At 71.1% G+C, this 23,171-nt stretch carries 21 protein-coding genes, 1 pseudogene and 1 riboswitch; of the genes and pseudogenes, 17 read left to right on the top strand and 5 right to left on the bottom strand.

The features are described 5' to 3' along the window. Positions 1–23: 23 nt before the first annotated feature. Positions 24–914: an RNA polymerase sigma-70 factor gene (locus tag ACIBJF_RS00315; protein ID WP_399171414.1), complete on the bottom strand. Its 891-nt coding sequence runs from the start codon at positions 912–914 to the stop codon at positions 24–26. 280 nt (positions 915–1,194) lie between these two features. Further along, positions 1,195–1,325: riboswitch (FMN riboswitch) on the top strand. 156 nt (positions 1,326–1,481) lie between these two features. On the opposite strand from ACIBJF_RS00315, the gene ACIBJF_RS00310 reads away from it, so the two are divergent. The 9 genes from ACIBJF_RS00310 (at position 1,482) to ACIBJF_RS00270 (ending at position 8,858) form a co-directional block, all read left to right on the top strand. Beyond that, a complete protein-coding gene (locus ACIBJF_RS00310) occupies positions 1,482–2,090 on the top strand; it encodes a riboflavin synthase (RefSeq protein ID WP_351809532.1) in 609 nt (202 codons plus the stop codon). Then, positions 2,087–2,728: a nicotinamide riboside transporter PnuC gene (locus tag ACIBJF_RS00305; RefSeq protein WP_399171412.1), complete on the top strand. Its 642-nt coding sequence runs from the start codon at positions 2,087–2,089 to the stop codon at positions 2,726–2,728. Before ACIBJF_RS00310 ends, ACIBJF_RS00305 begins: the two co-directional genes overlap by 4 nt. Then, positions 2,725–4,038, top strand: coding sequence for a bifunctional 3,4-dihydroxy-2-butanone-4-phosphate synthase/GTP cyclohydrolase II (locus ACIBJF_RS00300; RefSeq protein WP_399171410.1), 1,314 nt, complete (start codon positions 2,725–2,727; stop codon positions 4,036–4,038). The genes ACIBJF_RS00305 and ACIBJF_RS00300 overlap by 4 nt, the downstream gene beginning before the upstream one ends. A 22-nt stretch (positions 4,039–4,060) precedes the next feature. After that, the gene (gene ribH / locus ACIBJF_RS00295; protein ID WP_351809540.1) at positions 4,061–4,546 is read left to right on the top strand and encodes a 6,7-dimethyl-8-ribityllumazine synthase; all 486 of its coding nucleotides are present in this window, start codon (positions 4,061–4,063) and stop codon (positions 4,544–4,546) included. Positions 4,547–4,580: 34 nt separating this feature from the next. After that, positions 4,581–4,853, top strand: coding sequence for a phosphoribosyl-ATP diphosphatase (locus ACIBJF_RS00290; RefSeq protein ID WP_351809542.1), 273 nt, complete (start codon positions 4,581–4,583; stop codon positions 4,851–4,853). A gap of 54 nt (positions 4,854–4,907) precedes the next feature. Continuing rightward, a complete protein-coding gene (gene hisG / locus ACIBJF_RS00285; RefSeq protein ID WP_399171408.1) occupies positions 4,908–5,756 on the top strand; it encodes an ATP phosphoribosyltransferase in 849 nt (282 codons plus the stop codon). Between the two features lie 15 nt (positions 5,757–5,771). After that, on the top strand, positions 5,772–6,227 hold the full coding sequence (locus ACIBJF_RS00280; RefSeq protein WP_399171407.1) for a PH domain-containing protein: 456 nt from the start codon (positions 5,772–5,774) through the stop codon (positions 6,225–6,227). Between the two features lie 226 nt (positions 6,228–6,453). Beyond that, positions 6,454–7,788 carry a hemolysin family protein gene (locus ACIBJF_RS00275; RefSeq protein WP_399171405.1) on the top strand — a complete coding sequence of 445 codons (1,335 nt, stop codon included), beginning with the start codon at positions 6,454–6,456 and terminating at the stop codon, positions 7,786–7,788. Beyond that, the gene (locus tag ACIBJF_RS00270) at positions 7,785–8,858 is read left to right on the top strand and encodes a hemolysin family protein (protein WP_399171404.1); all 1,074 of its coding nucleotides are present in this window, start codon (positions 7,785–7,787) and stop codon (positions 8,856–8,858) included. The genes ACIBJF_RS00275 and ACIBJF_RS00270 overlap by 4 nt, the downstream gene beginning before the upstream one ends. Positions 8,859–8,937: 79 nt before the next feature. Here the strand turns inward: ACIBJF_RS00270 and ACIBJF_RS00265 are convergent, their stop codons facing one another. Together ACIBJF_RS00265 and ACIBJF_RS00260 are read right to left on the bottom strand one after the other, a co-directional pair. Then, positions 8,938–10,797: an AAA family ATPase gene (locus tag ACIBJF_RS00265; RefSeq protein ID WP_399171403.1), complete on the bottom strand. Its 1,860-nt coding sequence runs from the start codon at positions 10,795–10,797 to the stop codon at positions 8,938–8,940. Between the two features lie 427 nt (positions 10,798–11,224). Continuing rightward, positions 11,225–11,845 carry a uridine kinase gene (locus tag ACIBJF_RS00260; RefSeq protein ID WP_399171778.1) on the bottom strand — a complete coding sequence of 207 codons (621 nt, stop codon included), beginning with the start codon at positions 11,843–11,845 and terminating at the stop codon, positions 11,225–11,227. A gap of 219 nt (positions 11,846–12,064) precedes the next feature. On the opposite strand from ACIBJF_RS00260, the gene ACIBJF_RS00255 reads away from it, so the two are divergent. The 5 genes from ACIBJF_RS00255 to ACIBJF_RS00235 all read left to right on the top strand — a co-directional run bounded on the left by ACIBJF_RS00255 (position 12,065) and on the right by ACIBJF_RS00235 (position 17,199). Further along, a complete protein-coding gene (locus ACIBJF_RS00255) occupies positions 12,065–13,021 on the top strand; it encodes a hypothetical protein (RefSeq protein WP_399171402.1) in 957 nt (318 codons plus the stop codon). Positions 13,022–13,092: 71 nt separating this feature from the next. Then, positions 13,093–14,634, top strand: a complete 1,542-nt coding sequence (locus ACIBJF_RS00250; protein ID WP_399171401.1) for an amino acid permease — start codon at positions 13,093–13,095, stop codon at positions 14,632–14,634. A gap of 241 nt (positions 14,635–14,875) precedes the next feature. Further along, positions 14,876–16,240, top strand: a complete 1,365-nt coding sequence (locus tag ACIBJF_RS00245; protein ID WP_399171400.1) for a peptidase C39 family protein — start codon at positions 14,876–14,878, stop codon at positions 16,238–16,240. 60 nt (positions 16,241–16,300) lie between these two features. Next, positions 16,301–16,441: an SCO1431 family membrane protein gene (locus ACIBJF_RS00240; protein WP_399171399.1), complete on the top strand. Its 141-nt coding sequence runs from the start codon at positions 16,301–16,303 to the stop codon at positions 16,439–16,441. 137 nt (positions 16,442–16,578) lie between these two features. Then, the gene (locus tag ACIBJF_RS00235; RefSeq protein WP_399171398.1) at positions 16,579–17,199 is read left to right on the top strand and encodes a TetR/AcrR family transcriptional regulator; all 621 of its coding nucleotides are present in this window, start codon (positions 16,579–16,581) and stop codon (positions 17,197–17,199) included. 57 nt (positions 17,200–17,256) lie between these two features. Here ACIBJF_RS00235 and ACIBJF_RS00230 read toward each other — a convergent pair whose 3' ends face one another. Beyond that, complete coding sequence (locus ACIBJF_RS00230; protein WP_399171397.1) at positions 17,257–18,489, bottom strand: glycoside hydrolase family 18 protein; 1,233 nt, start codon at positions 18,487–18,489, stop codon at positions 17,257–17,259. Between the two features lie 332 nt (positions 18,490–18,821). On the opposite strand from ACIBJF_RS00230, the gene ACIBJF_RS00225 reads away from it, so the two are divergent. From ACIBJF_RS00225 to ACIBJF_RS00215, 3 genes and pseudogenes are all read left to right on the top strand, one after another. Then, positions 18,822–19,994 carry an acyl-CoA dehydrogenase family protein gene (locus ACIBJF_RS00225; protein WP_399171396.1) on the top strand — a complete coding sequence of 391 codons (1,173 nt, stop codon included), beginning with the start codon at positions 18,822–18,824 and terminating at the stop codon, positions 19,992–19,994. Between the two features lie 345 nt (positions 19,995–20,339). Then, positions 20,340–21,439, top strand: a pseudogene (locus ACIBJF_RS00220) (hypothetical protein). A gap of 50 nt (positions 21,440–21,489) precedes the next feature. After that, positions 21,490–22,587, top strand: coding sequence for a phosphotransferase family protein (locus tag ACIBJF_RS00215; RefSeq protein WP_399171395.1), 1,098 nt, complete (start codon positions 21,490–21,492; stop codon positions 22,585–22,587). 6 nt (positions 22,588–22,593) lie between these two features. Here the strand turns inward: ACIBJF_RS00215 and ACIBJF_RS00210 are convergent, their stop codons facing one another. Continuing rightward, complete coding sequence (locus ACIBJF_RS00210) at positions 22,594–23,028, bottom strand: hypothetical protein (protein ID WP_399171394.1); 435 nt, start codon at positions 23,026–23,028, stop codon at positions 22,594–22,596. Positions 23,029–23,171: the final 143 nt, after the last annotated feature.

Genomic DNA, 23,171 nt, shown 5'->3' with positions numbered 1-23,171 from the left:
GTGACAGGCCCGGACCGGCTCCGCTACGACCGCTGCAGCTGCCGTTGCACGTAGGAGAGCTTGTCCGGGTTCGTCACGGTCCGCACATGGGTGATCAGGCCGTCCCGCAGCTCGAAGGACGCCACCGCGGCGAGCACGTCGCCCGCCCACGCGACCAGCGCGCTCGCGCCGTTGACCTCCGCCACCACGATGTCCAGGCCGCCCGCGAACCGCTCGGCCCCGCCCACCAGGAAGCGCACGACCTTCTCGCGTCCCTCGACCGGCCGCCTGACCGCGGACACCTTGCCGCCGCCGTCGCCCCAGTAGGTGACGTCCGCCGCGAGCAGCTTCTCCAGACCGGCGAGGTCACCCTCGCGGGCCGCCGTGAGGAAGGACATGAGCAGTTCCTCCTGCCGCTCCGGCGCCGGCTCGAAGCGGCCTTCCGGCAGGGCGACCCGGGCCGCCGCCCGCCGGTACAGCTGGCGGCAGTTGGACTCGCTCAGGGCCAGGACGTCCGCGATCTCCCGGTGGGCGTAACCGAACGCCTCGCGCAGCACGTACACGGCCCGCTCGGTCGGCGTCAGCCGCTCCAGCAGGACCAGCAGGGCCATGGAGACCTGCTCGCGACGCTCCGCCGACTCCAGCGGGCCGAGCGTCCCGTCGGAGGTGGCCACCGGCTCGGGCAGCCAGGTCCCGGGGTACTCCTCGCGCCGCGCCCGGGCCGAGGTCAGCCGGGTCAGACAGAGGTTGGTGACGGCCTTGGCGAGCCATGCCCCCGGGTGCTCGATCGCCGCCCGATCGGCGCCGCTGAACCGCAGATACGCGTCCTGCACCGCGTCCTCCGCCTCGTGGGCGGAGCCCAGCAGGCGGTAGGCCAGACCGAACAGCCGGGGCCGGTGGGACTCGAACTCGTCGGAGAGCGGCGAAGGCGTCATGCGCCTCAGCCTGCCAGACGCCCCGGCGGCGTCCCGAGGTCCTGGCGGCCCGGCGGCGGGCAAGGGCCGTCGTCACCGCCACCGGACCCGCCCGCACGATAAGAGGACTAGACCAGTTCGGTCAATAGGTCTGGACCAATAGTCAAGGTGCCCTGGAAATCCGGCAGTTGCGTGACCCGATCGTGTCGCGCAAGGCCGGAGACACATGCTGTGAGGGAGCCCACACCCTCCGTCTGTCTGGAGCGCCGCCCGGCGTGGCACACTGGCCCTGTACCAGAAGCAGCGCACTCCGGGGTCGGTGAAAGTCCGAACCGGCGGTTACAGTCCGCGACCCGGTCGCTTCCAGCGGCCGGTTGACCAGGTGAAATTCCTGGACCGACGGTTAAAGTCCGGATGGGAGGCAGTGCGCGGCGGGCGGGCACGTGTATCCGTGCGCGCCGCCGTATCTGGGGTTTGTCCGCATGTGGACGGGCCTCTTTCGGCGTCGCCCGGTGTGCTCACCCGTACATTCTGTCGTCATCGACAGGCCCCGGAGTCCGTGCCCCAAGAGGCAGGAGGACCCGGGAAGTGTTCACCGGAATCGTCGAAGAGCTGGGTGAGGTTACCGCCGTCGAGAACCTCGGCGACGCCTCCCGCTTCCGGCTCCGTGGCCCCGTCGTGACCGAGGGCGCGCAGCACGGCGACTCCATCGCCGTGAACGGGGTCTGTCTCACCGTCGTGGAGCACGAGGGCGACGAGTTCACCGCCGACGTCATGGCCGAGACCCTGAACCGTTCCAGCCTCGGCGCGCTCGGCGTCGGCTCGCGGGTCAACCTCGAACGCCCCATGGCCGTGGGCGCGCGCCTCGGCGGGCACATCGTGCAGGGTCATGTCGACGGCACCGGCGAGGTGCTGGAGCGCAAGCCCTCGGAGAACTGGGAGATCGTGAAGATCTCCCTCCCGGCGGACCTCTCCCGCTACGTCGTCGAGAAGGGCTCCATCACCGTCGACGGCATCAGCCTCACGGTCGTGGACGCGGGCCCCGACCACTTCACCGTCAGCCTCATCCCGACCACCCTCGCCCTGACCACGCTCGGCCTGAAGCAGCCCGGCGACCCGGTCAACCTGGAGGTCGACGTCGTCGCCAAGTACGTCGAGCGGCTCCTCGGCGACCGTGCCCAGGGAGCCGCCAAGTGAACTGGCTGAACTCCGAGGCCTTCACCCTCTTCGGCCAGCGCATCATCTGGTCGGACATGGTCGGCAACATCCTCGGCCTGATCACCCTCGCCCTCGGCTGGCGCCGCTCCCTGTGGACCTGGCCCGTGCAGTTCCTCTCCGGCCTCGTCCTCTTCGCCGCCTTCTACGGCCATCTGACCGGCAGCGCCGGTAAGCAGGCCGTCGTCATGGCCGTCGCGCTGTACGGCTGGTGGCAGTGGCGGCGCGACCAGGGCCGGGCCGAGGACGGGCACATCGCCCCCCGGTTCGCCAGCTGGCGTGAGCGCGCGGCGATGCTCGGCGCGGCCGCCGCAGGCACGGTCGCGGTGGCCCTGCTCTTCACGGCCTACCCGTCGCTGTCCTGGGACCCCTGGCCCGACGCCTACATATTCGTCGGCACCGTCGTCGCCATGTACGCCCAGGCCAAGGGCATGGTCGAGTTCTGGATCGCCTGGCTGCTGGTCGACCTCGTTGGGGTACCCCTCAACTTCGCCAACGGCTACGCCTTCTCCGGTTTCGTCTACGTCATCTACGGCGCACTCGTCCTGTGGGGCATGCGCGACTGGTGGCTGCGCTCCCGCAGGAGCTCGCAGCCCGTCCTGGAAGGAGCCCCGGCATGACCTCGGCACCGCCCCTGTACGACACGGACGCCATCGAGAGCTTTGGGCTCGACCCCGTCGAGCAGGCCATCGCCGACATCGCGGCCGGCCGCCCCGTCGTGGTCGTGGACGACGAGGACCGGGAGAACGAGGGCGACCTCGTCATCGCCGCCGAGAAGGCGACCCCCGAGATCGTCGCCTTCATGATGAGCGAGTGTCGGGGACTCATCTGCGCCCCCATGGAGGGCGAGGAACTGGACCGGCTGCGGCTGCCGCAGATGGTCCAGGACAACACCGAGTCGATGAAGACCGCGTTCACCATCTCCGTGGACGCCTCGGCCGCTCACGGTGTGAGCACCGGCATCTCGGCCTCCGACCGCGCGACGACGCTTCAGCTCCTCGCGAGCGGCACGGCGGAGCCGGCGGACTTCGTACGGCCCGGCCATGTCTTCCCGCTGCGCGCCAAGCCGGGCGGCGTCCTCACCCGCAACGGCCACACCGAGGCCGCCGTCGACCTCGCCCGGCTCGCGGGTCTGCGCCCGGCCGGCGCCATCGTGGAGATCGCCGGCGAGGACGGCCGCATGCTCCGCCTGCCCGAGCTGATCCCGTTCGCCCGCAAGCACGGCCTGACGATCATCTCCATCGAGGACCTGATCGCCTACCGCCGCGGCAGCGAGCCCACGGTCCGCCGCGAGGCCGAGACCCGCCTGCCCACCAAGCACGGCACCTTCACCGCCTACGGCTACCGCTCCACCGTCGACGGCGTCGAACACGTCGCCCTCGTCCACGGCGATCTCGGCGACGGCGAGGACGTTCTGGTCCGCGTCCACTCCGAATGCCTCACCGGTGACGTCTTCGGCTCCCTGCGCTGCGACTGCGGCCCCCAGCTGGACACCGCCCTGCAGCGCATCCAGGAGGAGGGCCGGGGCGTGGTCGTCTACCTGCGCGGCCACGAGGGGCGCGGCATCGGTCTGCTGTCCAAGCTCCGGGCGTACGAGCTGCAGGAGCGCGGCCGCGACACCCTGGACGCCAACCTCGAACTCGGCCTGCCCGCCGACGCCCGCGACTACGGTGCCGGCGCGCAGATCCTCGCCGACCTCGGCGTGCACAGCGTCCGGCTGATGACCAACAACCCGGACAAGACGGACGCGCTGCTGCGCCACGGCCTGCGGGTCACCGGCCGCGTGTCGATGCCCATCCAGGCGGGCGAGCACAATCTGCACTACCTGCGCACCAAGCGCGACCGTATGGGACACGACCTGCCCTGGCTGGAGACGCCCGCCGTGACCGCTTCCGCGGCCGCGGTCACGTCCGGCTGCGGCAACCAGTAAGCAAGAAGCACTTAGGAGACACGTGAGCGGCAAGGGTGCACCGGAACTGTCCGTACGCAACGCGAGCGACCTCAGGGTCGCCGTCATCGCGGCGCAGTGGCACGTGAAGGTGATGGACGGTCTGGTGAACGGCGCCCTGCGCGCCCTGCACGAACTGGGGATCGACGAGCCGACGCTGATCCGGGTCCCCGGCAGCTTCGAACTCCCGGTCGCCGCCAAGGTGCTGGCCGGGCGCGGCTACGACGCCGTGGTCGCCCTCGGCGTCGTCATCCGCGGCGGCACCCCGCACTTCGACTACGTGTGCCAGGGCGTCACCCAGGGCCTCACCCAGGTCAGTGTGGAGACCGGAGTGCCCGTCGGCTTCGGCGTGCTCACCTGCGACACCGAGGAGCAGGCCCTGGACCGGGCCGGCCTGGAGGGCTCGAACGAGGACAAGGGCCACGAGGCGGTGACCGCGGCGGTCGCGACCGCCGCCACGCTCCGCTCAGTATCCGAACCCTGGCACTGAGGCACCGACCGGAGCGCGTAGGGTAAGGACCACCATGTCCAAGAAGACGTTCGAGGAGCTCTTCACCGAGCTCCAGCAGAAGGCCGCCCACGGCGACCCCGCCACCTCCCGCACCGCAGAGCTGGTCGGCAAGGGCGTTCATGCCATCGGCAAGAAGGTCGTCGAAGAGGCCGCCGAGGTCTGGATGGCCGCCGAGTACGAGGGCAAGGAGGCGGCCGCCGAGGAGATCTCCCAGCTGCTGTACCACATCCAGGTGATGATGGTCGCCCGCGGGATCTCCCTGGACGACGTCTACGCCCACCTGTAAGCCGCCTGCTGCAAAAGCCGTAGAAAACCCCTTCACGCAAAGGAAGCCGACCTCATGCTGCGCATCGCCGTCCCCAACAAGGGTTCACTGTCCGGCCCTGCGGCGGAGATCCTGCATGAGGCCGGCTACCAGCAGCGCCGCGAGTCCAAGGAGCTGCGGATCGTCGACCCGGTGAACGAGGTCGAGTTCTTCTACCTGCGCCCCCGTGACATCGCGATCTACGTGGCCTCCGGCCGCCTCGACGTGGGCATCACCGGCCGCGACCTGCTGATCGACTCCGGCGCCGACGCCGAGGAGATCCTGCCGCTCGGCTTCGCCCGCTCCACCTTCCGCTTCGCCGCCAAGCCGGGTACCGCGAACGGCGTCGAGGACCTCAAGGGCAAGACGGTCGCCACCTCCTACGAGGGCATCGTCGCGGGGCACCTCGAGGACAGCGGCGTCGACGCCTCCGTCGTCCACCTCGACGGCGCGGTGGAGACCGCGATCGAGCTGGGCGTCGCCGAGGTCATCGCCGACGTCGTGGAGACCGGCACCAGCCTGCGCAACGCCGGCCTGGAGGTCTTCGGCGAGCCGATCATGAAGTCCGAGGCGATCGTCATCCGCCGCACCGGCACCGACGGCGAGGAGCCGAAGGTCCGGCAGTTCCTGCGCCGCCTCCAGGGCGTCCTGGTCGCGCGGACCTACGTGATGATGGACTACGACTGCCGCGTCGAGCAGCTGGAGAAGGCCGTCGCGCTCACCCCCGGCCTGGAGTCCCCGACCGTCTCCCCGCTGCACAACGAGGGCTGGGTCGCGGTCCGCGCCATGGTCCCCGCCAAGGAGGCGCAGCGGATCATGGACGACCTCTACGCCATCGGCGCGCGCGCCATCCTCACCACGGCCATCCACGCCTGCCGCCTGTAAGGGGTACGCCGACCGATGTCCGACCTGCCCACCCTTCCCGTCACGTTCCGGCCGGGCCACACCCGGGCGATCCTGCTCACCGCCGGTGTCGTGATCTTCCTCACCATCTCCGGGATCTCGATGCTGCTGGAGCAGCTCGGCCCGGGGGAGCGGGCGAGCTTCTTCATCACCGGGGCGCTGATCTTCTGGGCGCTGGCCCAGATCTCCCGGGTGAAGGTCGTCGCCGACGAGTCCGGTGTCACCGTGGTCAACATCGCCAGCAGGCGGCGCCTGGAGTGGGCGGAGATCGTCCAGGTGAACCTCCGTCCGGGGGATCCCTGGGTGTTCCTCAACCTCAGCGACGGCACCAGCCTGCCCGCGCTCGGCATCCAGCCGGGCCTGGCCAAGCGGCGCGCCATCGCCGACGCGCAGGCCCTGCGGGCCCTCGCCGACGCCCGCTCCACGGCCCATCCGGTGGAAGATCAGGGCTGACTCGGGGGCGGATCCGGGCTGACTCGGGGGCGTCCACCCTGCCCGAGTGGCCCATGTCTTGATTAATCTGGTGACGGAGGCCGTTTCGCTGCGGCCCCGCCCCTGGCGCGCCACCCGGTGCACAGGGGTTCCTGCTACCCGAGGAGTGACTCCCTCCAGCGATGGACGGATCGTCCTGTAGTACCTGCGCCGCCCCGACCCGACATACCGGGAAGGCGGTGGCAGCGTGACCGTCTCCCTGCTGCTCCTCGGAGCGGCTTTCCTGCTGATCCTCGCCAACGGATTCTTCGTGGCGGCCGAGTTCGGCCTGGTGACCGTCGAGGCGACGGACGCCGAGCAGGCCGCCGCCGGGGGCGATCGACGCGCCCGTAGGGTGGCCGAGTCGCTCAAGGAGCTGTCCTTCCAGCTCTCCGGCACCCAGCTCGGCATCACCATCACCTCCCTGGTCGTCGGCATGCTCGCCGAGCCGGCCCTGGCCCGGCTGCTGCACGGCCCCTTCGCCGCCGTCGGTGTCCCGGACGGCGCCGTCTCCGGTGTCGCCGTGGTCGTCGGCATGCTTCTGGCCTCCGCGATCCAGATGGTGATCGGCGAGCTCGTGCCCAAGAACTGGGCGGTGTCCAAGCCCCTGCAGGTCGCCCGGTTCGTGGCCGGCCCGCAGCACCGCTTCGCCCGTCTGTTCCGGCCGGTGATCGCCGCGCTCAACACCGTCGCCAACCGGCTGGTGCGGGCCCTCGGCGTCGAACCCGCCGAGGAGCTGGCCTCCGCCCGCACCCCGGGCGAGCTCGTCTCCCTGGCCCGGCACTCCGCGCAGGCCGGCGCCCTGGAACAGGACACGGCCGACCTGTTCGTCCGCACCCTGTCCCTGGGCGAGCTGACCGCGCAGCACGTCATGACCCCCCGCGTGAAGGTCAGCGCCCTCCAGGACACGGCCACCGCCGAGGACGTCGTCAACCTCACCCGGGCCACCGGTCTGTCCCGCTTCCCCGTCTACCGGGAGAAGATCGACGAGATCGTCGGCATGGCCCATCTGAAGGACGCCCTCGCCGTCCCGGTGCACGACCGGCTGCGCACCCCGGTGGCACGCATCGCCCGCAGGGCGCTGCTGGTCCCGGAGACCCTGCCGGTGCAGCCCCTGCTGGCCCGGCTCCGCTCCGAGCAGCCCATCGCGGTCGTCGTCGACGAGTATGGCGGCACGGCGGGCGTGGTCACCCTGGAGGACATCGTCGAGGAACTGGTCGGAGAGGTCCGCGACGAGCACGACGCCAAGGACATCCCCGAGCTGGCCCCCGCCCCGCCGGAGGACGGACGGCCCGCCTGGGACGCCGACGGCAGCTGCCGCGTCGACATCCTCCAGCGCATAGGCCTCGACGTGCCCGAGGGGCCGTACGAGACGGTCGCCGGCCTCGTCGCCGACCTGCTCGGCCGTATCCCGGTCCCCGGTGACCAGGCCGAACTGCCCGGCTGGCGTCTCTCGGTCCGCCAGGTCGGCCACTACCGCGCCGAGCGGGTCCGCCTGGTCCGAACGGCCCCGGCGGTGAACGTGATGGAGGCCGTCCGATGAGCGTCCTCCAACTGGTCTTCGCCGCGCTTCTCGTGCTCGCCAACGGCTTCTTCGTCGGCGCCGAGTTCGCGCTCGTCTCCGTGCGCCGCAGCCAGATCGAACCGCTCGGCACCGCCCGGGCCCGCCAGGTGCTCTACGGGCTCGAACGCCTGCCCCAGATGATGGCGGCGGCCCAGTTCGGCATCACGGTCTGCTCGCTGACGCTGGGCGCGGTGGCCGAGCGGACGGTGGCGCATCTGCTGGAGCCGGTGTTCGCGGCGGTCCACCTCCCCGACGGCATGGTCCACCCGCTGGGCTATGTCATCGCGCTGGCCGCGGTGGTCTTCTTCCACCTGGTCATCGGCGAGATGGTGCCGAAGAACCTGGCGATGGCGGCCCCCGAGAAGGCGGCGCTGTGGCTGAGCCCCGGCCTGGTCTACTTCGCCCGCCTGTGCAAGCCGATCACCGTGACCCTCGGCGCCTGCGCCCAGGGCATCCTGCGGCTCTTCCGGGTCGAGCCCAAGGACGAGGTCGAGGCCGTCGTCACCAGCGAGCAGCTCAACCGCCTGCTGGAGGACTCCGGCCAGGCGGGCCTGCTCGACCCCGAGGAGCGGGAGCGCCTGGAGGACGCCCTGGAACTGGGCTCCCGCCCGGTGACCGACGTCCTGCTGCGCCGGGAGTCGCTGGTCACGGTGAACCCGTCGGTCACCCCGGGCGAGATCGTCGAGCTGACGGCCCGCACGGGTTACTCCCGCTTCCCGGTCTCGGCGACGGACAAGGGCTCCTTCATGGGTTATGTCCACGTCAAGGACGTCCTCGACCTGGAGCACTCCGACCGCGCCGTCCCGCAGTACGTCTGGCGTCCCATGACCACCCTGCGGGCCGAGCTGCCGCTCGACGACGCCCTCACGGTCATGCGACGGGCGGCCACGCACCTGGCCCAGGTCGCGGACGCCTCCGGCAGGGTGCTGGGGCTCGTCGCTCTGGAGGACGTCCTGGAACTCCTGGTCGGCGAGGTCCGTGACCCGGCCCACCGGGAGATGCCGGAGCCTCGGATGAGCGGGGAGCCGGAGCAGGTGCTCGCCTCCTAGCCGGGGTGGTGCGGGGAGCAGCGCGGCTGCCGGTGCGTCGTGGCTGGTCGCGCGGTTCCCCGCGCCCCTTCGGGGCGCGTCACATACCCGACGGGTCCTGCGGCCCCCGCCCCGAGAGCACTTCCCCGTACGCCTGCATCAAGTCGGCCAGCCGAAGCGTGGCCAAGTCCTCCCGGGACAGCGACCCCGCGTACGTCGACAGCCGAAGATCCCGGTACGCGCAGCTCTTCTCGTACAGCGTGCGCAGGAACCGTCCGTTGCCGAGCTCGTCGATCCACCCCTGCTCGACCACGTGTCCGGCGATCGAGCGCAGTTCCTCCAGCGCTTCCGCGTCCCACTGGTCCCCGTTCTCCGCGGCCAGCACCTTCCCGATCTCGGTGAGTTCCTGCGGCCGGTAGGAGGGGAAGTCGACGCGGGTGGTGAACCGGGAGGACAGTCCGGGGTTCGCGGCCAGCAGCCGGTCCATGCCCTCCGGATAGCCGGCGAGGATCACCACCAGGTGGTCCCGGTTGTCCTCGGCCCGCTTCAGCAGCACCTGCAGGGCCTCGTCGCCGTACGCGTCGCCCTTGCCGTATCCGGAGTTGGACAGCGAGTACGCCTCGTCCACGAACAGCACCCCGCCGATCGCGGAGTCGATCAGCTCGTTGGCCTTCACGGCCGTCTGCCCGAGGTACTCGCCGACCAGATCGGCCCGCTGGGCCTCCACCAGGTGGTCCCCGCCGAGCAGGCCCAGGGCGTAGAAGACCCGGCCCAGGATCCGGGCCACCGTGGTCTTCCCCGTCCCCGACGGCCCCGAGAAGACGAAGTGCCGCTTCGGCGGCTGCACCGGCAGCCCCTGCCCGGCCCGCAGCCGGGCCATGTTCAACTGCGCGGACAACGCCTTGACCTGGCGTTTCACCGGCTCCAGCCCCACCATGCGCTCGAGCTCGGCGAGCGCCTCCTCCAACAGGGCGGGATCGGTCGGCCCGGCCGGAATGGGGGAGGAGACGCCGGTCTTCACCCGCACCCCCGGATCGCTCACCGACGGCAGGGGCCCCGTGGGCAGATCCGGCTCCGGCAGCCGCAGGTCACGGCCCTCGGTGCCGAACAGCGGATCGAATCCGTCGGGCCCGTCCACGCTGTCCTGCCCGGCACCGGTCAGCGTGATCGCGGCCAGGTCGGCGGTGTCGTCGTACCCGTCGCCCTCGGCGATCGCCGCGAGCCGTGCCGAGGTGTCCATGAAGGCCGGGTCGACGCGGTGCACGGCCCGGTACAGGGGGAGCGCGGCGGCGGAGCGGCCCGTGCCCTCGTGCGCCCGCGCCAGCCAGTAGCGCAGCTCCTTGCGCTGCGGCTGCTCGCTGCGGCAGCGCATCAGGGCCGCCGACAGCAGGGGTTCGGCCTGCCCGTACATCTCCAGCCGGACCCGGGCCATGCCGCCGAACAGGCCCGCCTCGATGCCGAGCATGGCATCGTCCAGCAGCGGGTCGGTGTGCCGTATCAGCTGCTCCCAGTCCTTGACCAGATAGGCGCGGCAGGCGTGCAGGAAGCGGACCTGCGGGTCGGTGTCGACCGGGGGCAGCCCGGCCAGGGCCCGGTCCAGCTCGGGCACGTGCCGGCCGTCCAGCCAGTGCGAGGCGTGGGCGAGCAGCAGATCACGCGGGCTCTCCAGCACTGGCTGCACCCACCAGCCCAGCCAGTACCAGGAGTTGAGGGTCCGGCGGTGCCGGGCGCGCTGTTCGCCGAAGCGGTCGCGGTGCCGGAACATCCTGAGCAGCGCGGTCGTCGTGTCGACCCGGAGCGCGTGCAGCCCGAGCCAGCCGTCGGCCATCCCGGGGTCCATCCGCACCGCGGTGCGGAACTCCTCCTCCGCCTGCGGATAGGCGCCCATCGTGTAGGCGTCCACACCCCGCAGCCAGGCCAGGTCGGCCGGGGCCTCGGGGCCCTGCGTGCCGAAGTCCATCCCGTCCCCCCACAGACCGTGTCCCCGTGGTTCACCACCGGGCAGTCGCCCGACGGCCGCCGCGGTCGAACCGCCGTGCCGCGGACCGGAGTTACAGGTGCGCGATCAACCTCGAAGGTCGCACCGAGGGCATCGTACCCGCGCCATGACCGCGCGCCGAAGGGTGCCGCACGGGACGTTTGACGAGGTGGGGGCGGACGGGGCGCACACGGATCGGTGACCGAGGGTGAGCGGATCGGTGCGCCGGGCGCCCGGAAAGAGCCGCGTGGGCAGAACGAAGCCCCCGGTCACGGGGGAACAACCGGGGGCTTCGCGTCTGGGGGCGGTCCCGAATGACCGCTCATTGAGAACGTAAGACCTGTACGGCCCCCGGGTCAAGCGGAGTTGAGGCACTGGGAGAAGTTCCCCCGCAAGGGTCTTCACACGTTCACCACAACGCGGACGCCCCGTCACTCTGGGTCACGCTTTGGTCCGGTCCACGGGTTGTCTCAGGACCCGGCAGTACCTCATACCCCTCGGGTTCCTGCAGCACCAGGAGGTCGGCATGGGGGCGCGTCGGGTCCGCGGCGAAGTGCGCGCGCTCCGCCTCGACCCAGCCCTCCCAGAACTCCCGCTGCTCCGCCCCGTCCCGCAGCCGGCCGCGCGTCCAGGACTCCTCCCGGGGCAGCTCCATCCACAGCAGCCGGGCCAGATGCGGCCGCAGCGCCCGGCGGCCGGCACCGACCCCTTCGACGAGGACCACGGGCGCGGCTGGCAGCGGGCGCGGCGCGCCGAAGCCGCGGGCGCGCCAGTCGTAGGGTGTGTAGGACGCGTTCTCGCCCCGGGCGAGCGGGTGGATCACCTGAGCCATCAGCCGGTCGGTCCACTCGAAGAGCTCCTCGTGGCTGGCGACGTCGTCGAGGTGCAGCACGGGAGCCCCGCCGAGCGCGGCGGCCAAGTGCCCGGCGAACGTGGACTTTCCCGAGCCGGCGTGTCCGTCGACGCCGATCAGCCGGACCGGCCCCAGGGAGGGGGCGAGCCCGCGCAGCCGGGCGGCGAGGTCGCGAATGATGGTTCCCCCGGTTGTGGTCGGTGTGGGCGGTTTTCCGGAAACAGTGTAGTAGTGGTCGCGTTTTGAATCATCGGCTGGCAGCCAGTCAATGGCCCGGATAAACATTCGCGAATCCCCTGACCGATATGTCGAATTAGGCGTTCCGGGTGTGCCTGTCGCTGAGTAGGGTGCCTCCAGCGCAACCGCTGTGCGCCGTACGGGGACTGGCAGGGGGAGATGGCCGCGGAGTTATTCGAAGGGCACTACGTGTGGCATCCGGCGGCCGACGACCGTGTCCTGGCGAGCGTATGCGTCGATGTGCGTGTCGGACGTTATCGATACGCGTCCGAGGCGCTCGCCGAGTCGCGAACCGACCACGCCCTGCGCGCCCATCGCTCGCTGGTCCTCGCCTCGGAGGCGGCCGGCACCGATCTGGTCGAGCGCTGGCTCGCCGAGGAACCGACGCCCGAGGCGACGCTGATGTGGGCCCGGGTCGCCGTGCAGCGCGCCCTGCGGGCCGCCGACGCCCGCGACGAGCGCGCCGAGGCGCTGGAGCGGATCGCGCTGACCGCCTGCGACCGCGCCGCCGCCATGGCCCCCGAGGACCCCACGCCCTGGGTCGCCAAGCTCGCCATGGCCCGGCTGCATCGGCCGAGCGACCCGGCACCGCGGGGCCTGCTCACCGCCCCGGCCGGGCCCTGGCGGCTGTTCGCGCACGTCCTGTCGCTGGACCCCTGGCACCGCGAGGGCCACCACCGCTTCCTGTCGTTCTTCTTCACGCGGCACGGCGGTTCGGTCAACGCGGCTTGGGACGTGGCCGCCTTCCTCAGCCAGCGGGCGCCCGCCGACTCCGCCCTCCGGCTGCTGCCGCTGGTGGCCCTGGTGGAGAGCTACAACCCCACCCAGCTGCTCGCCGACCGCGTCTGGGAAGAGCCGCAGTGGCGCTCCACCGCGCTGGCGATCTACCGGAACTGGCTGCCCGCGGTGGCCCGTTACCGCTTCACCCCGGTGCTCGACCTGGCCTACCTCGCGCACGCCCTGGTCATGGCCCGGCGCGAGTTCGAGGCCCGGGCGGTGTTCACGGCGATGGGCCCGTACGCCTCGCGCATGCCCTGGAGCGCCTTCGGCGACCCCGCCGAGCAGCTCTCCCGGGCCCGGCGCGCCTGCGGCCTGCCCGTGCCGCGGCCCGACTGACCCCGGCTCGTCCCTTTCACCTCCATCTCCACCCCCATCGAGTTTCACCCCATCGAGAGAAAGGCCGAACTGTGTCGGAACGGACATCGACGCCACGGGCGAAGGCCCGCGCGGGTGAGGACGCGGTCGTGCTCGACGACGACGCGACCCTGCACGCGATGGGTTATCCGCGGAAACTCACCCGCCGCTTCCAGGCGTTCGACAATTTCGCGATCTCCTTCACCATCATCAATATCCTCTCGGGTATTTTCTCGTCCTTCGGATTCGGGATGAACGCGGGCGGCCCGCGAATTCTCGTGTTCGGCTGGATCGGGGTCTGCGTCATGGTGCTCCTCATCGGTGCGGCCATGGCGGAAGTCGCCTCGGCCTATCCGACGAGCGGTGCCCTGTATTTCTCTGCCGGTAAACTTGCAAAGCGCCACAAGGGCGCCTGGTCCTGGTTCACCGGCTGGCTGAACTTCGTGGGCCAGATCGGCGGCACCGCCGCCACCGGTTATGCGGCCGCCACCTTCATCCAGGCCTTCATCCACCTGCAGTGGCCCTCCTACCAGCCGACCACGCACCAGACGGTGCTGATCACGGCCCTGATCATCGTCGTGCAGGGCCTCGCCAACACGTACACCGTGCAGCTCGTCGCCGTACTGAACCGCATTTCCGTGTGGTGGCTGCTGGTCGGACTCGTGGTGATCGTCGGCGCACTCATAGTGATGCCCGATCACCACCAGCCGGCGTCCTTCGTGACGCATTTCGAGAACAACACCGGCTTCACGAGCGGACTTTACGGCGGCATGCTCGGCCTGCTGGTCACCAGCTGGACGTTCACCGGGTTCGACGGCAGCTTCCACATGTCCGAGGAAACGGTCCACGCGACGGTCAACGCGCCCAAGGGGATCACCCGCGCCATCGGGTATTCGGCGATCACCGGTCTGATCCTGATGCTGGCACTCGTCTACAGCATCGGCGACTACGCCAAGGTGGCCGGTTCGGATGCGCCGCCCGTCCAGATTCTCATCGACGGCCTCGGTCTCGGCACCGCCAAGGTCATGCTCCTCATCGTCATCGGCGCGATGCTCTTCTGCGGTCTCGCCAACCTCACCAGCAACACCCGGCAGATCTTCGCCTTCTCCCGGGACGGCGCCATGCCCGGCTCCCGCTGGTGGCACTCGGTCTCGCCGCGCACCCGTACGCCCGTGAAGGCGGTGTGGCTCGCGGTGGCCTGCTCGGTCGCCCTGGTCGTGCCCGGCTGGTGGTCGCACACCGCGTTCACCGCGATCGTCAGCGTCAACGTGGTCGGCCTCTTCCTCGCCTACGCCGTGCCGATCTTCCTGCGGCTGCGGCTCGGCGGCGAGTTCCAGCCCGGGCCCTGGCACCTGGGCCGCTGGGGCCGGCCGGTCGGCTGGCTCGCGGTGATCTGGATCGTGCTCAGCAGCGTGCTGTTCATGCTGCCGCAGGCCTCGCCGATCACCGTCGACACCTTCAACTACGCGCCGATCGCGCTCGCCGTCGTCCTGCTTGTCGCGACGGTGTGGTGGTTCGCCACCGCCCGCCGCCGCTTCCAGGGGCCGATCAGCTACGGCCGGCCCGACGAGGTCGCCGCGATGGATCTCGTCTGACGCCGAGCACCACGGCAGGAGGCGTCCAGCCGGGGTGGCTGCGGGGAGCTGTGCGACTGCGGGCCGGTCGCGCGGTTCCCCGCTCGGCGTCTCGAGCGGGCTCCCCTCTGCCGTTCCAGTGGACGAGACCAATATTGATGGCGCCGCATGGGCAGAAGTGCTGGCAGCGCCCATGCCGCCTGCTCCATAGTTGGCGCACACACCGCACCGGATCATCGGACACCTGGGGGTAATCGCGCCCATGAGCAGAGCCCAACAGCCGTCCCGCAGAACCGTCCTCACCGCAGCCGTCGCCGCGGCGGTGGCCGGTGGAACGGTCCCCGCTGCCGCCGCGCAGCGAGCCACCGCCGCGGACGACCCCGGCCAGGCGCCGGCCCGCCCGATCGACTACCACTCCTGGACCACGTACCGCGAGTGGCGCCTCGGCGTGGCCCAGGGTGTCCGGGCCGTCGCCGGCGCCCGCCCCGGCGTCCTGATCGGCGCCCCGGCCGGGCGCACCGACTACACCGACCCGCACACCGGCACGACCGCCACCTGGGAGTACGCCACCTGGACCTCCCCGGTCCACCGGCTCACCGTCCCCGCCACCGAGGTCGTCTCCTCCTGGAACGCCCACACTCCCGAGGGCACCTGGCTCCAGGTGGAACTCCAGGGCACGTACTCCGACGGCACCGAGACCCCGTGGTACGTGATGGGCCGCTGGGCGGCCGGTGACCAGGACATCAAGCGGACCTCGGTGGACGGCCAGGCCGACGGCAAGAGCAGCATCTGGACCGACACCTTCGCCATCGACGACGCGAGCACCGGCCTGCGCCTGGCGTCGTACCGGCTGCGCCTCACCCTCTACCGCAGGCCGGGGACGCATCTGACGCCGACCGTGTGGCGGCTGGGCGCCATGGGGTCCGACATCCCCGACCGCTTCACCGTCCCCGCCTCCACCCCCGGCCTCGCCCAGGAACTGGCCGTCCCGCGCTACTCGCAGGAGATCCACAAGGGCCAGTACCCGCAGTACGACGGCGGCGGCGAGGCGTGGTGCAGCCCCACCTCCTCGCAGATGATCATCGAGTACTGGGGCGGCCGACTCACTCCAGAGCAGCTGTCCTGGGTCGACCCGACGTACGCCGACCCGCAGGTGGACCACGCCGCCCGCTTCACCTACGACGCCCAGTACGAGGGCTGCGGAAACTGGCCGTTCAACGCCGCGTACGCGGCCACGTTCGATGGCCTGCAGGGCGTGGTGACGCGACTCGCCTCGCTCACCGACCTGGAGACCCTCATCGCGGCCGGCATCCCGGCCATAACGTCCCAGTCCTTCCTGAAGACCGAGCTGACCGGCGCCGGCTACGGCACCTCCGGCCACCTGATGACCGTGATCGGCTTCACCGCGGACGGCGACGTGATCGCCAACGACCCGGCCTCGCCGAGCGACGAGGCGGTACGACGGGTCTATCTGCGCCGGGAGTTCGAGAACATCTGGCTCAGGACCAAGCGGTACAACGCCTCCGGCAAGGTCGTCTCCGGCACCGGGGGAGTCTGCTACCTCTACTTCCCGGCCCACCCGAGCCCGAGCCAGGGCATGGCGCTTGCGGCGGTGGGTGTGCACTGACCGTGTGAGCAAGCTCATCGCCGCAGACGCCGTCGCGGGTGGCAAGGTGGACAAATGGATATGACCACACACCCGGCCTCCGCCACCCGCGCGCGCACCGGCGGTCCCCGCGAGGACGGCCCGAAGATCCTCGAGCACGTCATGGGCTGGGTCCTCGTGGCCGTCGTCGCCATGTTCGTGACCCAGCTCGGCCTGCTCTGACACCCGGGCTCGGCCCGCTCCGCATCGACCCGCTCACGTGTGCGGCATGTTCTGACATACTGCGGTGGTCCCGCCGACCGCCTGGAACAGGGTCGAAATTGAATGTGCCGCATCAGCGTGCCGCCGTCCGTCCCCGGATGCGCGGCACCGAGCGCTCGACGGCCCGTCGCGCCGAACTCATCGCCATCGGGCGGAAGTTGTTCGCCGACACCTCCTACGACGCGCTGTCCATGGACGACATCGCCCGCCAGGCGCATGTCGCCAAGGGGCTGATCTACTACTACTTCCGGTCCAAGCGCGGCTATTACCTGGCGATCATCCAGGACTCCGTCGCCGACCTGGTCACCTTCGCGGCGAACGGTCTCGAGTTGCCCGCCGTGGACCGGGTCCACCGCACCATCGACGGCTATCTGCGCTACGCCGAGCACCACCAGGCCGCCTACCGCACCATCGTCAGCGGCGGCGTCGGCTTCGACGCCGAGGTGCACGCCATCCGGGACGGCGTCCGCGAGGCGATCATCGCCACCATCGCCGATGGGGCCTACGGCCGCAGCGACATCGCCCCGCTCGCCCGGATGGGCCTGCTCTCCTGGGTGTGCAGTGTCGAGGGCGCGACCCTGGACTGGATCGACCGCCCCGAGCTGTCCCGCGACACCATGCGCGAGCTGCTGGTGAAGACGCTCGGCGGAGCCCTGCGGGCCGTCGAGGAACTGGACCCGGCCTACCCGGCGCCGCAGCCGGCCCGCCGCGACACCTGACACACCGGGGGACTTCAGGCTCGTGGTCCTCCGCTCCCGAGTCCCCCTGGTGCCGGGCTAGTCGATGGCCTTGATCAGCTCGCCGTTCGCGGTGTCGCCGCTCAGTTCCCAGAAGAAGGTGCCGCCGAGGCCCTGCTGGTTCTTGTACGTCATCTTCGTCGCGATGGTCGCCGGGGTGTCGTAACTCCACCAGTCACTGCCGCACTTGGCGTAGGCCGTGCCGCCCACGGTGCCGGTCGCCGGGCACTTGGACTTGAGCACCTTGTAGTCGTCGATGCCCTGCTCGTAGGTCCCCACCGCCGGTCCGGTGGCCGTCCCGCCGGGCGCCGCTTGTGTGACCCCGGTCCAGCCGCGGCCGTAGAAGCCGATGCCGAGCAGCAGCTTGGACGCCGGGATGCCGAGGCCCTTGAGCTTGGCGATGGTCGCGGAGGTGTTGTAGCCCGCCTTCGGGATGCCCGAGTAGGAGGTCAGCGGGGAGTGCGGGGCGGTCGGGCCGCTCGCGTCCCAGGCGCCGAAGTAGTCGTACGTCATGGGGTTGTACCAGTTCACGTACTGCGCGGCGCCCGCGTAGTCCGCCGCGTCGATCTTGCCGCCGCCTGAGGCGTCCGCGGTGATCGCCGCCGTGACCAGCGCGCTGCCGCCGAACTTCGACCGCAGCGCCGCCATGACGTTCCGGAACGCCTCCCGGCCGCTGGTGTCGCAGGTGTTGCCGCAGGCGTTGGGGTACTCCCAGTCGATGTCGATGCCGTCGAACAGCCCGGCCCACTTGGAGTTCTTCACCAGGTCGTAGCAGGACTGGGCGAAGGCGGCGGGGTTCTTCGCGGCCTCGCCGAAGCCGCTCGACCAGGTCCAGCCGCCGAAGGACCACAGGATCTTCAGGCCCGGGTGCTTCTTCTTCAGCTTCAGCAGCTGGTTGAAGTTGCCGCGCAGGGGCTGGTCCCAGGTGTCGGCGACGCCGTCCACCGACTCGGCGGCGGTGTAGGTGCGGTCGGTGGCCGCGTAGGAGTCGCCCATGGCGCACTTGCCGCCGGTGACGTTGCCGAAGGCGTAGTTGATGTGGGTCAGCCGGGCCGCCGACCCCGAGGTCTCGACGTTCCTGACGTAGTACTTGCGGTCGTAGGTGCCCCATTCGGTGAAGTAGCCGACGACCTTCGAGCCGGCCTTGACCTGCGGCGCGGCCGGGGCCGCCGCGGTGGCGGTGCCCGCGCCGGCGAGCAGTCCGGCGCCGAGGACGGCGGTACACGCGGTCGCGACGAACGCCCGCAGCCGCGAGCGGTGGGGAGTGTGCATCGGGTGTCTCCTCGTGGGGGGAGGGAAACGCGCGCCGATTGGCATGAACGCGGTAAAGCGTTGGTCATGCACAGTAGGAGGACTAGACCACTGAGTCAATGGTTCGGACCAATTGTGCGGTCGCTGGGCGGCCCGACTGGATTCTTGAAGTAAGCGGTCGTTAACTGGTGACTGGAGGTCGCTGATCGGGCATACTCACAGCGCACAGCCGCTGGTCAGCCGCTTCCGAGACCCGGGAGAGGGCGCCTTCGGCCATCCGGAAAGACCAGGCGGAGCCGCCCCCACCCCCAGGGCCAGACCGCCGGTGCCCGACCAGGGAGGAGACCGACGCCATGTCCGACCGCGACCCGCAGCCGGTGGAGCGTCAGCTGCCGACGGAGGAGGCGCGGGATCTGCTCGCTCTCGTCCGTGACATCGCCCAGCGTGAGATCGCGCCGAAGGCGGCCGAGGAGGAGGACGCGGGGCGCTTTCCGCGCGAGGTCTTCACCCTGCTGTCCGAATCGGGCCTGCTCGGCCTGCCGTACGACTCCGAGTACGGCGGCGGCGACCAGCCCTACGAGGTGTACCTGCAGGTCCTGGAGGAGCTCGCCGCGGCGCGGCTCACCGTGGGCCTCGGCGTCAGCGTGCACACGCTCGCCTCCTACGCGCTCGCCACCTACGGCACCAAGCAGCAGCAGGTCGAGCACCTGCCCGCCATGCTCGGCGGCGGCCTGCTCGGGGCGTACTGCCTCTCCGAGCCGTCCTCCGGCTCCGACGCGGCCTCACTTCGCACGAAGGCCGTGCGTGACGGCGACCAGTGGGTGATCAACGGCACCAAGGCCTGGATCACGCACGGCGGCATCGCCGACTTCTACACCGTGATGGCCCGCACCGGCGAGGAGGGGCCGCGCGGGATCAGCGCCTTCCTTGTCCCCGGGGACGCGCCCGGGCTGAGCGGGGCGGCGCCCGAGAAGAAGATGGGCATGAAGGGATCGCCCACCGCGCAGGTCCACCTCGACGGCGTCCGCGTCGGCGACGACCGGCGGATCGGCGAGGAGGGCCAGGGCTTCTTCATCGCCCTGTCCGCCCTGGACTCCGGACGGCTCGGCATCGCCGCCTGCGCGATCGGCCTCGCCCAGGCCGCCCTGGACGAGGCGGTCGCCTACGCCACCCAGCGCCGGCAGTTCGCCCGCCCCATCGCCGACTTCCAGGGCCTGCGCTTCATGCTCGCCGACATGGCCACCCAGATCGAGGCGGGCCGCGCGCTCTACCTCGCGGCGGCCCGGCTGCGTGACGCCGGCAAGCCGTTCGCCAAGCAGGCCGCCATGGCGAAGCTGCACTGCACCGACACGGCCATGAAGGTGACCACGGACGCCGTGCAGATACTCGGCGGGTACGGCTACACCACCGACTTCCCGGCCGAGCGCTACATGCGTGAGGCCAAGGTCCTGCAGATCGTCGAGGGCACCAACCAGATCCAGCGGATGGTCATCGCCCGTCACGTGGCGGGACCCGAAGCTCACTGAACTGCCCCGTGCGGACCGTCGGGGCCACCAGCCTGATCCACTCCGGGTCGTGGCGGCCCGGCAGGGTCCGGCCCCGGTCGGCCCACGTCCGCATGAGGTCGCGGTAGATGGGCGGGTCCTGCGGGGCGGGCGGCGGCGGAACCGATTCTGCGGGTCGGGGGACGAGAATGCGGCGCTGACGCCCGGTGGCCGCGTGCATGGGGGTCATGCCCGATCAACGCGGCAGCGCCCGGGCAGGTCACCGCCCGGCGGAATCGAGCGTCAGTCCAGACCCGTCCCGTCCCCGCTCTGGCCTCCTCCGGTCATCTGACGTACCGTCAGCCGATCGACGCTCAGGGGGTGCCCGTGGCCGACGACCGTCCCGTACCGCTCGACGAGTACCCGGTGCACCAGGTACCGCTGTCCATGAAGCACGTGGCGACCGGCGACGTAACGCCTACGACCGCTGCATCTTCCACGTCTTCGACCACGCGGGCCGGGCCCTGCTCATCCTCGGCCTCGGCGTCTACCCCAACCTCGGCGTGATCGACGCCTACGCCACCCTGCGCACCGGGGACACCCTGCACGCCGTCCGCGCCTCGGACGCCCTGGGCGAGGACCGGATGCGGCTCGCCGTCGGCCCGCTGCGCATCGAGGTCCCGCGACCGCTCCGGGAACTGCGACTCATCTGCGCGGACGAGCGGCTGTCGTACGACCTCACCTGGACGGCCGCCTTCCCCGCCCTCTGGGAACCGCACCACCTCCAGCGCCGGGGCGACCGGCTCACCCTGGAGGGCCGCCGCTTCGTCCAGGCGGGCACCGCGCAGGGCGTGATCCGGGCCGGGGGAGAGGAGTTCCGGGTCACCGCGGACGGCTGGACCGGCACCCGGGACCGCAGCTGGGGCGTGCGGCCCGTCCCCGGCGAGGACGGCGGGCGGCTCGCGGCGGACCACCCCACCGAGGGCTTCCACTGAATCTGGTGCCCGGTCCGCTTCGACGACCGCTTCCTGATGGTCATCACCCAGGAGGACGCCGACGGCCACCGCTCCCTGAACGAGGCGACCCTGGTCCGCCCCGGCCGGCGCGACCGCCAGCTGGGCTGGCCGCAGGCCGAGATCCGCTACCGCTCCGGCACCCGCCACCCGGAACGGGCGGTCGTCCATCTGGGGGACGCGCGGGAATCGCGGAAGCTGGACGTCGAGATCCTGGCCTCCTCGCCGCTCGCCCTGGGCGCGGGCTATCCGCCGGCGGACGACTGGCAGCACGGCACCTGGCGGGGGCCCGGCTGGACCGACCGGCGCACCTACGACATGAACCTGCCCCACCCGCTCGCCGGTTACGGCGTCACCGACCACTCCGCCCGCTTCCGGCTCGACGGGCAGAGCGGGTACGGCATCTTCGAGCACGGCTCGTTCGGCCGGCACGACCCGAGCGGCTTCACCGGCTTCGACTCGGTCGCTCCCTGAGGCACCGATCGCGCCCTGAGACATCAGCCGCACCCGAGGGAGGAGCCCCCATGGCCACGGCACCGCGTCCCCGTACCACCACCCGCGACCCCGAGGAGCTCGCCCGGCGCCTCACCGTCTGGCTCGGCAGCCGGCTACCCGGTGCCAAGGCGACCGGCGTCACCGTCCCCGCCTCCAACGGCATGTCCAGCGAGACCCTGCTGTTCGACCTCGGACACCCTCAAGCGCCTTGCGCGACCTGCGCGTTGCGGCTCGCGGCGGATCCCGCGGCGTACACCGTCTTCCCCGAGTACGACATGGCCCGCCAGTACCGCACCCTGCGCCTGGTGGCCGAGCGCACCGACGTGCCCGTGCCCCGGGTGCTGTGGCTGGAGGAGGACCCCGGCCCGCTCGGGGCGCCGTTCTTCGTCATGGAGCGGGTCGCCGGCCGGGTGCCGCCGGACGTCATGCCGTACACCTACGAGGGCAGTTGGCTGCACGCGGCGAGCGATGCCGAACGCGAGCATCTGGAGGTGGAGACCGTCGGACTGCTGGCCCGCCTGCACGACCAAGTACCCCCGGCCGAGGCCCGGTTCCTCACCCAGCCCGGCCCGGAGGACGCGCTGCGCCGCCATGTGACGGCCCAGCGGGCCTACTACTCCTGGGTGATCGACGGCCTGTTCCCCTCACCCCTCATCGAGGCCGCCTTCGACCGGCTGGAGGAACTGTGGCCGCGCGAGGTGGGCGAACCCGTCCTCAGCTGGGGCGACGCACGCGTCGGAAACATCGTCTACGACGGGTTCGACCCCGTGGCCGTCCTGGACTGGGAGATGGCGGCACTCGCCCCGCGCGAGGTCGACCTCGGCTGGCTCGTCTATCTGCACCGCTTCTTCCACGACCTCACGGTCGCCCTCGGACAGCGCGGACTGCCGGACTTCCTGCGCCGGGACCGCGTCGAGGCCCGCTACGCCCGGCTGACCGGCCACACCCCGCGGGACATGGACTTCCACACCCTCTACGCCGCCCTCCGGCACGCGATCGTCATGCTGCGCATCGCCTACCGGCAGGCGTACTTCGGGGAGGTCGCCGTCCCGGCGGACCCGGACACACTGATCCTGCACCACGACAGCCTGCGCGCCATGGTGCAGGGCACGTACTGGATGCGGTGAGGCGGCTCAGGCGGCCTGGCGGCGCATCGCCGGCACGCGCATCGGGCGCGAGCCCGGGCCGCCGACGTGCGAGAACGGCTGCGTGCGCCAGTCCAGAGTCTGGGGGAGCGTCAGCAGCAGGGCGGTGTCCTGCTCCTGCGGCTCGGCGGACTCGTCCGCGGGGCGGGCGTCGGCGGCCGAACGGCCCGTGCCCGCGCACACCGTGAGACCGAACGGGTTCCACGGCGAGGCGCACAGCGCGTGCTCGGGCAGCACCTGCTCGTCCGCCAGCAGCGCGATCGGCTGGGCGCAGTCCGGGCAGATCACCCGGTACATCTCGAAGGTGTCGTAGGCGTCCAGTTCGTCGTCGAAGGCGTCGGGTTCGACGCCCTCCGGCTCGGGCTCGACGACCGGCTGCTGCCGCTTGGACGCGGATCGACCAGGGCGATGGACACTCTGCATGGGATTCTCCCCCTAAGGCTGGGCCGTTACGGCGCTGCGGCCTCGACCACAGCAAGCACTTCCCGTCCGCCCTCGGCGGTAATCACGAGAACATCACGGAGCCCGTTCGGGATGTGTGGCGTTCGTCACATGCCGCGTGCAGG

Origin of the sequence: Streptomyces sp. NPDC050743 (genome assembly GCF_044456925.1) — a bacterium.
GTDB lineage: Bacteria > Actinomycetota > Actinomycetes > Streptomycetales > Streptomycetaceae > Streptomyces.
Note: the sequence above shows the minus strand (reverse complement) of the source record. Positions and strands in the feature narration are given on the sequence as shown.